The 14,590-nt window shown below is 58.6% G+C and carries 11 protein-coding genes; 5 read left to right on the forward strand and 6 right to left on the reverse strand.

Annotated features, from left to right (window positions below; all coding sequences use genetic code 11):
• Positions 1-111: 111 nt before the first annotated feature.
• Together Pan189_RS10830 and Pan189_RS10835 are read right to left on the reverse strand one after the other, a co-directional pair.
• Positions 112-1,230 carry a GNAT family N-acetyltransferase gene (locus tag Pan189_RS10830; protein ID WP_145363936.1) on the reverse strand — a complete coding sequence of 373 codons (1,119 nt, stop codon included), beginning with the start codon at positions 1,228-1,230 and terminating at the stop codon, positions 112-114.
• Positions 1,231-1,440: 210 nt separating this feature from the next.
• Positions 1,441-3,462, reverse strand: a complete 2,022-nt coding sequence (locus tag Pan189_RS10835) for a HEAT repeat domain-containing protein (protein ID WP_310820325.1) — start codon at positions 3,460-3,462, stop codon at positions 1,441-1,443.
• Between the two features lie 166 nt (positions 3,463-3,628).
• On the opposite strand from Pan189_RS10835, the gene Pan189_RS10840 reads away from it, so the two are divergent.
• Genes Pan189_RS10840 through Pan189_RS10850 form a run of 3 tightly spaced genes read left to right on the forward strand, consistent with a single transcriptional unit; the run spans position 3,629 to position 7,168 of the window.
• Positions 3,629-4,363, forward strand: a complete 735-nt coding sequence (locus Pan189_RS10840) for a hypothetical protein (protein WP_145363938.1) — start codon at positions 3,629-3,631, stop codon at positions 4,361-4,363.
• A gap of 46 nt (positions 4,364-4,409) precedes the next feature.
• Positions 4,410-6,164 carry a fatty acid CoA ligase family protein gene (locus Pan189_RS10845; protein ID WP_145363939.1) on the forward strand — a complete coding sequence of 585 codons (1,755 nt, stop codon included), beginning with the start codon at positions 4,410-4,412 and terminating at the stop codon, positions 6,162-6,164.
• Positions 6,161-7,168, forward strand: coding sequence for an NAD-dependent epimerase/dehydratase family protein (locus Pan189_RS10850; RefSeq protein ID WP_145363940.1), 1,008 nt, complete (start codon positions 6,161-6,163; stop codon positions 7,166-7,168). The genes Pan189_RS10845 and Pan189_RS10850 overlap by 4 nt, the downstream gene beginning before the upstream one ends.
• Positions 7,169-7,251: 83 nt before the next feature.
• On the opposite strand, the gene lpxK is transcribed toward Pan189_RS10850, so the two are convergent.
• Positions 7,252-8,343 (reverse strand): tetraacyldisaccharide 4'-kinase, encoded by a 1,092-nt coding sequence (lpxK, locus tag Pan189_RS10855; protein ID WP_145363941.1) that lies wholly within the window; start codon positions 8,341-8,343, stop codon positions 7,252-7,254.
• Positions 8,344-8,550: 207 nt separating this feature from the next.
• On the opposite strand from lpxK, the gene Pan189_RS10860 reads away from it, so the two are divergent.
• Positions 8,551-9,552, forward strand: a complete 1,002-nt coding sequence (locus tag Pan189_RS10860) for a cation diffusion facilitator family transporter (RefSeq protein ID WP_145363942.1) — start codon at positions 8,551-8,553, stop codon at positions 9,550-9,552.
• A 57-nt stretch (positions 9,553-9,609) separates the two neighbouring features.
• Here Pan189_RS10860 and Pan189_RS10865 read toward each other — a convergent pair whose 3' ends face one another.
• Positions 9,610-11,208: a sensor histidine kinase gene (locus tag Pan189_RS10865; protein ID WP_310820326.1), complete on the reverse strand. Its 1,599-nt coding sequence runs from the start codon at positions 11,206-11,208 to the stop codon at positions 9,610-9,612.
• 224 nt (positions 11,209-11,432) lie between these two features.
• Between Pan189_RS10865 and Pan189_RS10870 the strand changes: the two genes are divergently transcribed.
• Entirely contained in the window at positions 11,433-12,020 is a 588-nt protein-coding gene (locus Pan189_RS10870; protein ID WP_145363944.1) for a leucine-rich repeat domain-containing protein, read from the forward strand.
• A gap of 77 nt (positions 12,021-12,097) precedes the next feature.
• Here the strand turns inward: Pan189_RS10870 and Pan189_RS10875 are convergent, their stop codons facing one another.
• Complete coding sequence (locus Pan189_RS10875; protein WP_145363945.1) at positions 12,098-13,909, reverse strand: PQQ-binding-like beta-propeller repeat protein; 1,812 nt, start codon at positions 13,907-13,909, stop codon at positions 12,098-12,100.
• Between the two features lie 78 nt (positions 13,910-13,987).
• Positions 13,988-14,446, reverse strand: coding sequence for a thiol-disulfide oxidoreductase DCC family protein (locus Pan189_RS10880; protein WP_145363946.1), 459 nt, complete (start codon positions 14,444-14,446; stop codon positions 13,988-13,990).
• Between the last annotated feature and the right edge of the window lie 144 nt (positions 14,447-14,590).

Genomic DNA, 14,590 nt, shown 5'->3' on the forward strand with positions numbered 1-14,590 from the left:
ACGCAAGCAGAACAGTCTCACGGAATCGATGCGTTTACGCTGCTGCAAGCATCGAGAGCGGATAACTCAGGCGTGTGGCTGAAGCCGTCGACTCTGTCGGCTACATGCGCTCTAAGTCCCCACAACGCGGAGTTCCGGCGCCGGACGGGTCGGCGTCTCATTACGATGCCACAATTGCGATGCCGCGCGACCGATCCGAAGAAACTGAGCCTTCGTGCTGTACTTCGCAAAGCAGACCCGCTGCGACAGCGGCAGTCGCTCCAGCGCCCAGCCATCCAGAGGATGGTCGTCACTCTCCGACCAAGTCACGTCACGGTCGCCTCGTCGACCGCCGTCGACGAGCAATTCCTGGACAAGCTTTGACGCGACGGTCGTTCGATCATGATCGGTAACCGCACCATAGATGGAGACCACACGGTCGCCGACGACCGCATTAATCATCGAAGCAACGGGTAGCGAATCGCGGTATAGCAGACAGATATCGGCCCGGCCGTCTGCCGACAACGATTGGGTGATTTCCTTCAGGAAGTCTCGGCGTGTCTGACTCACCCGCGGTCCGCCCGAAATATGAAAGGCTTCTTCGAGCAGGGTCTCGATGTCATCTGCGCTACCGGGGCAAGTCGGCCCGCTGCGATGGCGCACGAACTCGTAGCGATTGTCGTGACCGACGTTGTGCTGGCTGCGATAGAGGGACAGACGTGTTGTCGCGTCGGTCTCGGCGAGAAAGTCTGGCCAGCGGGCAACGATTTCAAAGCGTCCCAGCGAACCGACCGCCTGCGTTGCCGGTCGCCACCCCGCGAATCGCATCGCGGTATGAACTCGATTTCCGCTCAGGCCGTCGAGCGTTCTTTCGGTGATCTCGATCACGTCCCAGTCGGCACGTCGGTGCCGCAGATACGTCATTGCCGATCCGAGCGTGGCTGACCGATTCTTGCCGACCACGCCGCAGAGGCCTAAACCCGGTTCATCCGGCAATCCGAGGATTCGCGGGGAGCCGTCGCGGAATGAACCCCGCTTGAGAACGAGCGGTAATATACCGAGAACGTCGCCCGCAGCCTTCGCCACAATGATGCGAGGTTCGATAAATGACGGGCTTGTCCGGCAATAAGCGCGATACCAATCGAGCGTCTGCGCTACAGTCGGCTCGGCCGATTCTACCCACAAGCGCGACCAGTCGTCGGCCAATGAGTCGAGTTCGGAAAGTGATCGAATTTCGGTGACAGAAAGCATGTCGCACCTGCGAGTGGGTCAGACCTCAATGGCTGACTCACTTACGCAAACGTAATGCCAGCGACGCAAGGACCAAAAAATCGGCTCCGGTGGCTGACTAATCAGCAAATCTGGCTGCAGTTTCGTTAGAACCGGAAATGTCTGGTTCGAACAAACGACCGCCCGTGTTGCCAATTCGCCGCACCGCAACATCAATGTGGCGAAAAGGAGTCACTTGCTACCCAGTGCTTTTTCGATTTCCGCTTTCACGTCGGAATCGGACTCGGTTTCCAGATGCTGACGAAGTGCCTCAGTGACATCATCTCGGTCGGCAAAGATCGCGAGCGCATCGACGACACCTGCTCGGATCTTCGGTTCGGGGTGCTGCAGACCGGTCAGCAAAATCTCGACCGACTCGTCCGGCTTCGGACCGCCGTCGGTAATCTTCACCAGAGCCCACGCCGAGATCAGTTTCTCAAATTCGTCACGGCTGTTGAGGTTCTGAACGAAGACAGGCACGACTTCAGAAGCGGACTTCCCGGCCAAACCGAGCGCGTAGGCTGCCGCGTAACGAACCGAGGGGGTCGGTGATTCGAGCAACTTGACAACAGTGGGGAGCAAGTCGGGACCGATCGCTCCAATCTTGGCGAGGGCGACAACCGCTTCGCCCTGTACGTCAGGGCTCGAGTCCGACAGCCGAGCCGCCAACGCGGACTTTGCCACAGCCGCACGCGGCCCGATTTCGCCCAGCATCCGAGCCAACTCGACTCGCACGCGTGGAACCTCGTGATCGAGTTTCGCGATGAAAAGCGGGATGGCCGAAGAAGCGACGGCTTCGTCATCAGGCTTTAGTTGCACTAACGAGTACGAAGCCGCCAAAGGCAACAAGTCCTCCGACGTGTCGTTGACGAGTTGTTTGAGAAGCGGCACGGCATCGGCATCACCAATATTGCCCAGTGCGTAAACGGCACCGGCCCGTCGTTCGTTCTTGGGATTCTTTGCGTATTCGACCAACCGTTCCACAGCCTGCGGGCCGGCTTTCTTTCCGATATCAGCGATAGCCACGAAGATTTCGGTCAGCAAATCGCCATCAGCCTCATCCAGCAAATCAAGGATTCGTGGTGTGGCAGGAGCTGCATCGGGGCCGATTTGCGACAGTGCCGACAGGGCTAACGCCCGGCTCTGCATTTGATTCAACGCCTCGGCTAGTGCGTCGACTGCAGGTTTTCCGATTGACGCGAGCGAATCGGTCGCCGCCAACGCTCTGGCCGGCTCTGAAGACATCAGATCATCGACAAGCAGAGGGACCAATGGCCCGGCTTGTGATCCGAGACGTCCGGCTGCCGTAATCGCCTCAATTTGCACCGAGTCATCGGGATCCTGCAGCAACGTCTTCAACGGTTCGACGACCTCTTCGGGCGAAACAGCAGCGAATTCTCCCATCGCACTCGCGACAGCCAACCGCACGGGGACGGCCTTGTCTTCGGTCAGCGATGCCACTTCGGGAACATAGTTTTCCGAAATTGCAGCCAGACAGCGGACCGCTGACGCACGCAACTGTGGGTTTTCCGAATTGATCAAATTCTTCAGCGGGCCGACCGCTCCGCTCGCGGCGGAACCGATTCCGGATAAGGCCTCGGTCGCGTAGATCGAAGTGATCGGGTCACTCTCAGCGATGGCTTTGGTCAGCGGCATCGCGGCCGGTTCGCCAATTCGCGAGAGTGCGTACGAGGCGTCTGCCCTCACCGTGATCTTCTGGTTGTTCAGTTCGTCGATAAGAACGTCAATGACTTCGCCGCGTTTTTCCCCATCGACACCGATCGAGACGAGGGAGTTGGCTGCCGCGAGCCGCAAATAAGCGGACTCGGCCGTTAGAAAAGATTCGAGACCCGATAGCACTTCGTCGCTCTTCTCGCCGATGCGTCCCAACGCGACGATGGAGGAGTGCTGGAGCACCGGCGAATCGGTCTTGAGCAGCGGAAGCAAATCAGGAACGGTGGAACGAGCGGATTGCCCCATGCGACCGAGTGCGATCGCGGCTTCGTGCTGGAGGACCAAGTCCTCGCCGGAAAGGAACTTCGCTAATTTCGGCACAGCCGCTTCGGCGAACGGTCCTAACTCGCCCAGCGCGACGATTGCCGCAAGTTGGTCCTGCCGCTCTTCAGAATCCAATCCTGCAATCAACGCGCTAACGTCAGGCTCGTCGGCCTGAGCGCCATCAGGCAGTGCCGCGAACGCAACGATGGCGAGCATCCCGCCCGCCAAGAGTCGGAGGTCGGGAAAATCTGGACCAATTCGACGCACACGTCACCTCTCAGTCGATTAGGAGTGGAAACTCACCGGTTGCAGTCGTTAGTTTATAAGGAGTTGAGGCGTTCGCCAGCATCGGCGGAGGCAAATAGAGAAACAGGGGGGAATCGTGGGAACGCAACTGAAACTTGTCGCGCTGTCGATCGCCGCGATCGCGATGGTAACGTCTGAGACAATCGCTGAGGCTCAGGTCTTCGGTGTGACCCGTGGTTACGGCCTGCGAGGGGCCGGCCCATTCAGTCGCACCTACGGGCCGGGTGCCTACCGCGGCGGCTTTGGTTACGGCGGATATGGGGGATACGGCATCGATCCGGTGACCGGGAGTCGCCTCGGCGCCGCCGCCATGATCCGGGCACAGGGCCAATACAACGAGTCGACCGCCAATGCGGCCTCGACACTCGAGACGGCAAGATCGAAATACATCGAGAATCAGGTTGAATGGCTAAAGGCCTATCAGGAACGAAAACGACTTGGAGAAGCGGAACGCAATCGCGAATACGACCAAGAACGAGCAGCTCGCGACCAGTGGCTGGCGAAAACTTCCGGGCAAGAATCTGAGCGGCTGACCAATTCAGAGTACAATGAGCGAACCGGCGAACTGGACTGGCCGATCGTCTTCGACACCCCACGCTATGCGAAGGCCAAAGAGACGATCGATCAGGCGATGGTCATCGACGCCTACTCCTCAGGTGCGGAACGGGCGACGAAACAGGTCATCGATCTGGCTGAGGAGATGCTCGAAGCATTGAAGGGAGAGATTGCGGTCCTCGATCCGGACGAATACATCTCAGGCCGACGATTTCTAGAGCACCTGATCGGCGAATTGAAATCGCGACGCGGTTAAGAACTTCCCCGGTCAGTCGAAATCGATTTCCGCACGGATCGCGTTGATGCAGCCAAGTGCAGCGAGTCTTGCCGATTCGCAGTCCGAATCGGCGCCGAGTGACGATTCGAATATTTCAACGCGTTTGCGGCAATGGGCCGAACAGCAGCCGCACTCACTCGCGATTATCGAACCGAACGGACGTGACCGGCTCGGTCGCCCGATTGTTCGTCAGCTCTCGTTCGCTGGGCTCGACCGAGAGGTGGACGAACTTGCCGCCGGGTTCTCAGAATATGGAATCCAGCCCGGCGACCCCATCGTCTTGATGGTGAGAGCCGGGCTCGATTTTATTTCTCTCACGTTTGCCCTGTTTCGAGCGGGCGCTGTCGTCGTGCTGATCGACCCCGGAATGGGGCTCCGCTCAGTCTTTCGCTGCCTCGACGAAGTCGATCCCGCCGGATTCGTTGCGATCCCGCCTGTGCAAGTCGCGCGAGCGCTGCGATGGAATGCCTTTCGGAATGCGACGAAAAACGTCTGCGTCGGTCCGAAGGTATTCGGCTCGGAATCGATCGCCGCAATTTCGAAGCTGGGACGCGGGAGACTCTCGCAAGATGGTCGATCGCGGTTCAACGTAACGACCGGTGACTCGGACCCGGCTGCGATCATTTTTACCAGCGGCAGCACCGGTCCGGCGAAGGGAGTCTGTTATGAGCACAAAATGTTTGCGGCTCAAGCCGAGATGATTCGCAGTCGATTCAAGATCGAGCCCGGAGACATCGACCTGCCATGCTTTCCCCTATTCGGACTGTTCGCCGCAGCAATCGGTGTGACCACGGTGATCCCGGAGATGAATCCGACGAAACCGGCCGAAGTCGACCCCGCCAAGATCGTCGATGCGATTCGTGATTTCGGCGTCACTCAGGCCTTCGGTTCGCCCGCGGTATGGAACCGCGTCGGCCCTTACTGCGAGAAAAACGGGATTCGGTTCCCCGGCCTCAAGCGCGTGCTCTCGGCGGGAGCACCGGTTCCCATTTCCGTGTTGGAGTCGATGTCGCACTGCCTGACATTCCAGGGCGCTGAGTTGCATACCCCCTATGGAGCGACCGAGTCCCTGCCGGTGACGAGCATTGGCTCGCGGGAAGTGCTTGAAGAGACGCGTGCGCTGACGGAGCGCGGTCGAGGCACTTGCGTCGGCCGTCCCTTCGATGGCGTGGCGGTGAAGGTCATCCAACCGGTCGATGGTCCCATCGATTCCATCGACGACGTCGAAACTCTGCCAGCGGGAGAGATCGGCGAGATTATCGTGTCGAGCCGCTCGACGACGCGGCAGTACTTTCGTCGCGTCGAACAGACGGCAGCCGCCAAAGTTGATGACCCGTCGGAGCCCGGACGGATATGGCACCGGATGGGTGATATGGGTTCGCTGGACGATCAGGGCCGCCTCTGGTTTTGCGGACGAAAAGCGCACGTCGTTCATACGAAATCAGGCCCCCTCTATTCCGTTTGCTGTGAAGCACCATTCTTGACGCTCGATTTCGTCGGCCGGGCTGCCTTAGTCGGGGTGGGGGATCGAGGAAGCCAGCGACCTGTGATCGTCATCGAATTGGCTAAATCCTCGGGCCGTAAAACTTCAAATGAAGAGTTCATTGATCGGCTTGTCGCGAAAGCCGCCGAGCACGATGTCACACGGTCGATTGAAAGATTTCTGTTTCATCCCTCGTTTCCCGTCGACATTCGTCACAACGTGAAGATTAATCGAGAGGCTCTGGCTGAGTGGGCAAAGACCCGCGTTGCCTCCGGCGAGATGGCGGAGCGGAAATGAGTGGTTTGAGCCTCGTCACCGGCGGCGGCGGTTTCCTCGGCCGATACATCGTTGAGCAACTCGTCGCGAAGGGGCTTCCCGTCCGCGTGTTCTGCCGAGGTGACTATGACTTTCTGGACGAATTAGGCGTCGAGACTTTCCGTGGTGATTTGACCGATGAGAACGCGATCCGGGCGGCTTGCGAAGGCTGCGAGACCGTGTTTCACGTGGCGGCGCTTCCCGGCGTTTGGGGACCGCGGTCGGTCTATGAGGCGACCAACCTAACCGGCACAGAGCATGTCATCGAAGGATGCCGAAGTGCCGGAGTGCGAAAGCTGATTTTCACAAGCTCCCCCAGCGTGGTTTTTGACGGAGCCGAGCATGTCGATGCCAACGAAGAAGTGCGCTATCCGGCCCAATACCTGTGCCACTACCCGGCGACAAAGGCGGCTGCCGAGCGGGCCGTCTTGAAGGCCAATGACCCTCCCAATTTGGTCACTGCGGCCTTACGACCTCATCTAATTTGGGGACCGCGAGATCCTCACCTCCTGCCTCGACTCATCGAACGGGCGAAATCGGGCCGCCTGCGTCGGGTCGGCAGCGGGGAGAACGTCGTTTCGGTCGCCTACGTCGAAAACGCCGCCGCCGCCCATTTGCAGCTTGCCGATACGCTCGAAGAAAGTTCACCCGCCGCGGGCCACGCCTACTTCATCAACGACCCCGATTCCGTCCTGCTCTGGGATTGGGTCAATGAACTGCTGGCGATCGCAAATCTACCGCCGATCAGACGCTCTATTTCTGCAAAGGCAGCATACGGAGTGGGAGCGATGTTGGAAGGGGCTTGGTCAGCTCTTCGATTAAGCGGAGAGCCGCCCATGACGCGATTCGTGGCTCAGCAGCTTTCGCGATCCCACAGCTACTCGATCGAAGGAGCCCGACGCGACTTCGGTTATCAACCGCTCGTCGACCACAAAGAAGCGATGCGACGGACGACTCCCTATTTGAAGCAACTGGGAAGCCGCTGAAGAGGCGGCGGTATTACCCATCCGGCAATTCCTCGGCGATGCGTCTTTGTCGTTGAGCCAAGCGAAGCAGCCCGGGTGGCGCTTCACGCTGCGACCGACCCACGTTCGGGCAATACATTTCGCAGTGCTCGAATGACCTCTTCGGGCTCTTGCGAAAACGTCGTCCCGATTTCGACGGACCACAGCGGTGTTTCACCGAGAGTTGTGCGTTCGATTTTCACGAGGTCTTTCAATGTGCACAAGACCGCGTCGACGGGTTCGTCGCGGAGTTGATCGATCAGTCTCGCCAAATCGAGGGCTGTGTAAGCATGATGATCTCCAAATTCCTTTAGCCATGCCGGTTCGAAGCCGCTGGCCGAAAGCGTTTTTCGGAACGCGACCGGATTCCCGATACCGCAGAAGGCGCCAACTCGATTTAAGGCGAGTGACTCGACCGGTTGAGTCTGTCCGTGAGCGTTCCGCAGGCCGACGACGGGAAAGCTGGTTTCGAGGATCGGCACCGTTTGGTGATGCAGCGCGATCGTCTTTTTGATGTTCGACACGTCGTCCTGACTGACAGCATCGCACCGCGTGAGCAATACGATATCAGCCCTCCGTAGCGAACTGAGAGGCTCTCGCAACAACCCCCGCGGCAACAGGTGTCCGTAGCCCCAAGGATTCGTCGCATCGATGAGGACGATATTCACGTCGCGATGGAGACGACGATGTTGAAAGCCGTCGTCGAGGATCAAGACGTCCAATTCCGCGACCTGGCACGCGTGCTTGGCGGCGGCAACGCGGTCTCGATGCTGCCAGTGCGGAACCTGCGGGCAAATGGTTCGAAGGACTCGTTTTTCATCATTGCCGGCATCGCTTTCTGACAGCGAATTGCCGCGCGAACTATAACCACGGCTGATCAAACCGACGCGATAGCCCCACGACGTCATCAACTGGGCCAAATGGCCGACCACCGGAGTCTTCCCCGTACCACCGGCGGTCAGGTTTCCGACGCTGACGACCGGAACCGGGGCCCTGCCGATTTCGCCAGATGTTACGCGAACGTCGTATTGCAGATTCTTGCGCGCAATCACCCCGCGATAGACATGCGAAGCAGCCCAAAATGCGCTTCGGGCCGCGCTTGGCAAAATCCCCCGCGAGGTTCCCGAGATCGTATCGAGATAGGCACGCTCGATCATCGATCGAATTTCGTTGCATTAGCGAGGTAGAGGAGTCGGCAAAGCTCTTGTCCGACATCAACGCGCGGGTTGTAGTCTGAGAGAGGTGAGCGCGTCCAGAAAGATCGTCAGGTCGATCGAGTTCGAACTGTCGTTCTTCAAAATTTCGGGCCGTCAAAATTCACAAGGGCAATTGCCAGTTCGGGCAATTTGCGGCAGTCTTTGCGTATGCTCGCCGCACGATCAAATTCTCATCACCCGCAAGACGCTCCAACCTCGTCTGAGGCCAGCGTCGAGTTTCCGGAACCGGTGGCCCCGCCTGAGGAGGTGAGCGAGGCGCGGACCGGCCGGACCAATCGACTCCTGTGGATTGCCGGGGCCGGCATCTCGGTTCGGCTGCTTGTCATTGCCGCCGAGTTGACGGCCGTCGTTTTGCTTGGATCGGCTGCGTTATTCGTCGATGCGATGGCAACACTGGCGGATGTCATCGCCTCAATCGGCCTGATCGTCGCGATCAAGCTGGCGGAACGACCGCCCGATGACGACCACCCGTTCGGACACGGCCGCTATGAGCCACTAGCCGGGCTGCAGTTGGGGACGTTGATCACATTGGGCGGCGGAGCGCTCTTCATCTCGCAATTGATTTCAGCGGCGCAGCCTCATCAGGCCAAGACTTATTCGATCGTTCTGGCCATCATCCCTGCCGCGGCCGCGGTGTTGCTGGAGATCGCCTGCCGCTGGGTCCATTCGTACGGCCGCCGCGAGAGCAGTTCCGCCTTGATTGCTGAAGCCTATCACTATCGGGTCGATGCGATTACGAGCGTTTTGGCAGCGGTCGGCATGTTGGTCGCGGTCCTGCTTCCGAATTTAGGGCACTTGACCGATCACGTGTTTGCCTTGCTGTTGGCCGGAATCATGACGTGGCTCGGAATCGGCGCCTGCCGCGAGAACATGCACCAACTACTCGATCGCACGCCGGACGAATCAGCATTTGAGCGTGTGCGTACCGCGGCTGCGCGAATCGATGGCGTGCTCGACATCGAGAAAATTCGGATCCAGCAGGCCGGGCCCGATGCCCACGTCGACATTGACGTCGAAGTCGACCCGCAGATGACGGTCGATGACGCCCACCGAATCGCCCAGTTCGTGCGGCGTGAAATCCAGTCAGACTGGCCGTTTGTTCGCGAGGTCGTCGTGCATATCGAGCCCTATTTCGCCGACGACCATTAAATGGTTCTCAGCGGAGTGAGGCGTTCGACAGGCAGGCACTCGAAGTCGGAAACCGAATCACGCCGCCTTCAAGGCAGTGCCGGCTGCGAATGCGACTTTTCGCGGCAGTCGAACACGGAACGTACTTCCGCAGCCCTCGCCTTCACTGTGGACTTCGATCGTGCCGTCATGGTCGGAGACGATGCGATGGCTGATCGACATCCCGAGGCCGGTGCCGCGACCATCTTTCTGTTTGGTGAAAAACGGTTCGAAGAGGTTTTCCAGCGTCTCCTCGCACATCCCGCAGCCTTCGTCTTCAAAGACCATCGTGCAGCTTTCGGATTGCGACTCGATCGAAATGGTAAGCTTCCGCCCGGCATCCATCGCGTTGAGCGCATTCGAGACGAAGTTCAGAATGACTTGTTTCACTTCCGCCCCATTAACTTCCGCCGTGCAGTCTTCGACCGGCGAGAAATCAATTTCACGGTCTTTAAAGCGGCTCATGTGTCGAACCATTTCCAAGACCTCGCCGACCAACAGGTTGAGATCGTGAGTGGTTCGCTGGCCGTCGTTGCCGCGGGCAAAGTCGAGCAGGCGACGCGTGATGCCCTGACAGCGAAATGACTCCCGCTGCATCATCCCGAGATACTCTTTGAGCACCGTGCCGCTTTCCTCCGGAATTTCTTCGCGAAGTTCGGCAACGCGGTACTCAAGTGACTCGGCTGCCATCGAGATTGCCGAGAGCGGATTGTTAATTTCATGGGCGACACCGGCCGCGAGAAAGCCGATTCCGGCCAGTCGCTCGCTGCGGACGAGTTGTCGACTGCGTTCCTGAACCTGCGAATCGAGGTCATCGCGAACTTCACGGAAGCGCGCCGTCATCTGATTGAACGCTTCCGCCAATTCGGCGATCTCGTCCCCGGTTTCCATTTTAATCGTGTAGTGAAAATCACCCTGTGCGACTCGGCGAGCACCCTTGTGCAATCGGCGGAGCGGGGCGAACACTTGCCGGTATACGAACGCGATCAATCCCATAAACAGGATTGCGACCAATCCGCTCGTAATCAGAAACCAACGCACGCGAAAGTCGTAGCCGGAGACCGCTTCTTCGACCGTATCTGCCAGACCCTGCTGCGGATCGGGAATATCGAGTACGACGGTTTCGAGTACGCCGATCTGACGGATCATCAGTTGCAGGCGACGTTCAGGATTCGGCTGATAGGGTAGCTGCTGGTTTTCCCGATCGAGGGCGTTCAACTCATTTGTGATTCGCACCAAACCGGCTTCGACGAATCGACGCTGCCGTTTGACGAAATCACTGGGAGGGAGCGCATCATACCGCTGCCAGAATTCGGCGACGGCCGCCTTTGCCCCGTCGAGCCGTTCGTGAAATTTTTCCTGCCGGGCCAGCAGCGCCATATCGTCCGGCAGTGGAACCACTTCAATGAGCGGCTCGAACATCTCACCGATTGCCGAATCGAGCGTGGAGCGGTGCGGCATTCGGTTGAGAGTGAAATCCAGTTCCTGGACGGCTTCGTGATACCACTGCAGACTGAGAAATCCGACCAGCGACGAAGTCGCGATCAAGGCCAGCAAAATTGCCAGCCCGATTGCCATCTTGCGACGGATGCTCCGCCCCAGTCCCACCGTGCGCTCCTTCGAGCCGGGATTCGACACCTGATCGGGCGCAGAATCTGCTCATCCGTAATGGTTTCTCAGTTCAAACCGAAACCTAGCAATCTGGCCGATTCCGATATACCCCGAAATCTGATCGGCCAGCCGGTCCTGAATAGTCCATTTCATTGTCGCAGAACCAAATCTGGCATTACGCTGACGAGTCATGCATCATCAGGCTTCCGGAACCATTAGCCGCAAATTTCATCGCGTTTGGAGATACTGACATGAATCTGGCCTCGCGCTCGCCACTGGCTTCGATCACGCTCGCGATTCTGCTCGCAACACCGCTTAACGCAGCGCTGTCTGACGAATTCGATCAATTGCGATCGCAAGGGGCACTTGTTCTGCCGATCGCTCAGGAGGACGACCGAATCGATGTCGGCTTCCACCTGAGTGACGCCAAGGTCTCCGGTGAGACGCTCAAATTGCTGCATCCCTTCGCCGAACGCCTCGTGGCCCTCAATTTACGCGGCACCGAGATCGACGATGCGGCGGCCAAAGAACTTGCACCGTTGACGGCGCTCACGAAATTGCATTTGGAGAAAACGCAGATCACCAACGCCTCACTGCCGCATTTTCTCCAAATGAAAGAACTCGAGTACCTCAACGTCTATGGCACCGAAGTCGGCGACGCCGTATTGCGCGTCGCACGAGAATTACCGAAACTCAAAAAGCTCTACGTCTGGCAGACGAATGTAACCCCGTCCGCTGTCCGCCGGTTTCAGCAATCTCGCCCCGGTGTCGAAGTGATCGGAATCGATCTGATGAGCGACTTAGCAATGCGAACGCCGGTTGCGGCGCCGTCGCCGTAGGTCGAATATTTCGAAACAGGTCATCCGCTGCGTAAGGAAGAAGGGTCTCTCGACCAATCTCTTACGCACTTCGCAGATTATTCTTCGCCGAGTTCGGGTAGTTCCTCCGCCGCTTCCGGCGATTGGTCAATGACGGTCAACTCAAAGCAGACGGCTTCCTCCGAGTTCCGGCAATAAAGCCGACCGTTGGCGAAAGCCGGATTGTTCCAGGTCTTTCCCGACAGGGCGGGGAAGGTCGCAACCTCTTCAAACTTGTCCGGATTGATCGCCACGAGTGCCAAGTCGCCCGGGTCCTCCTGCTGGACGAGCAGGTGGTCACCGATGGCAATCACCTGCCCGTATCCGTAGCGGCCCTTCTTCCACTCGCGTTGACCCGTTTCGAAGTCGTGACAGGCGAGGATCGCTTCGTCGAATGCGTACAGAAAACCGTCGCGGAAAATCGCATCACTGAATTTGATTTTGAGCCGAGACGTTTCATAGTCCGGCTCAACGACCCACTCACCGCCTTCCACCGCGACATTCAGCAAAGCACTGCCGATCCCGTAGCTGCAACTGATGAAAACCTGAGTTCCGTCTTCGGACACGATCGGTTGGATCGCATTGACCTTCGGCATATTGACCCACGGATATTCCCAAAGGAGCGTCCCGTCAGCCGGATCGAATGAGCTGATCCCCGCTCCGTCGAAAATCAAGAGTTGCTCAACGCCCCTGAGCGTCTCGATCCTCGGCGCGGTATAGCTCGCCCGGGCGTTGCCGTTTGCCCAGACGATTTCCCCCGTCGCTCGATCGTAGCGAATGACGCCACGTCCCTGCTCGCCGCCGGGATTCACGAAGACGGCGTCGTCCGTCACAAGGGGACTGCCCGCCATTCCCCACTCGATATTTTCGACCGGGTCTTCCGACTCGGGAGCGGCGGCGTCTTCGAGGATATTGCGGCTCCACTTCTCCCGACCGTTCGTGGCGTCGAGACAGCATAAGTGCCCTTCGGCTCCCAACGTGAAAAGCTCTCCACGATCAAACGTCGGCGTCGCACGCGGCCCATCTCCTCCCACCGCTTCGGTGAAACGAGACTCGACCCGGTAGGTCCACACCTGCCGGCCGGTCTCCGACTCGTACGCGACGACAACCTCTTCCGGCCCTCGTTGCTCCTGCGTGAACGCCAGATCGTCCACGACCGCGAAGGACCCCCAGCCCAGGCCGACCGGATGACGCCACAATTCCTTCGGAGGATTCATCTTCCAATCGGGGTCAAGCATAACGTCCCGAACGTCGCCATCTCTTCGCGGTCCACGAAATTGCGGCCAGTCGTTCCCGTCGACGACGAGTTCGAAGGTCTTGCTTTCGGTAATGCGTTTTCCCACTTCGTCAAAGTGAGCCATCGCGCGTTGTTCTGCCGTCGGAGTCCACGCCCAAGCCACTCGCGCCGGGATCATCGCACCGTCGAACTGTTCAATCCGTACTGAGTATTTCAGCCCGGCCAGGACCCCCGCGACCAATAGGAGCCCGACGATCCGTGATTTCCACGTCAATCCGGATCGGAACAGCCACCACAACAAGAGCGCGAAGCAGACAGTCGAGCCCGCCACGACGAGCGCGAAGCCGCGTACTGTCGTATCACTGTCGAAAAGCCAATCGCCGGCAAACCAGATCGTGGCGAGGACGGCCGCCCCAAACAAGAAGATGATTGCGCCGGGCTTCCAGCGGAATTTCTTCTTCGCCAGCTCCAAAGGCTGAGCTGCCTTCGCACCTTTGTTGGCCGTCAATTCTCTTTTGGCCGTCAAATCTCTTTCAACCCCCTGCGCGGGAGTGAGTGGATCATCATTTGGGGACTGCTTGCTGTTTTCGCCCATCGGTTCCTGCCGCCGACCCGAATCGTTGTTTGATTCCATAGCAGGACGCTATTTGGATTCCGCCCACGGGGCAAGCGATGTCTTCAATCCCGTCAGTCTCGAGATATCGATTTCGAATCAGTCCAAGAACCGCTCACGCTCCGCTGGTTTCGGCATTCGGCACGACTCCTTTTTCCCGAATAGTCGATACCGCACGGCGGCGACACCGGCATAACCGAGATCTCGAATCGGGGCCGGAATCACCCACATCGCATAGCCCAGCAACGCCCAACCGCCACCGAGACGGCACAACATTCGGACGACGGCTCCACTGTGTCGATGCAGGCCCTCTTCATCGCGGTACACAACGCTCTTGAGACGTTCTCGCCATTCGTCAGGAACAATCGCTTTCGCCGTCTCGCCTTGCAACGGTGCGAACAAGAATTGGCCCTTGCCGTCATGACGCAGCAAAAAGTCCACGAATCGATTGCACATGCCGCAGACCCCGTCGAAAAAAACGATCGGACGCCCGTCATTCTTGACGGGTTCCGTACTCGCGGGAGTCGTGTCTGGCGAAGAGGTCGCAATCGGCGTCATTGGCTCGCCCAAAAAGATCGATGTGTGCGTGTCATTCTAGTATCAAAGTCCCTCTCAGAGTGAACCGCATTTCTCGAGCGGCCATCACACCCTGAGTTACTCACGAGTACTCAAGTCGGTCCAAGTTGAGGTTGGCGATGCAGG

Source organism: Stratiformator vulcanicus (assembly GCF_007744515.1).
Lineage (GTDB): Bacteria > Planctomycetota > Planctomycetia > Planctomycetales > Planctomycetaceae > Stratiformator > Stratiformator vulcanicus.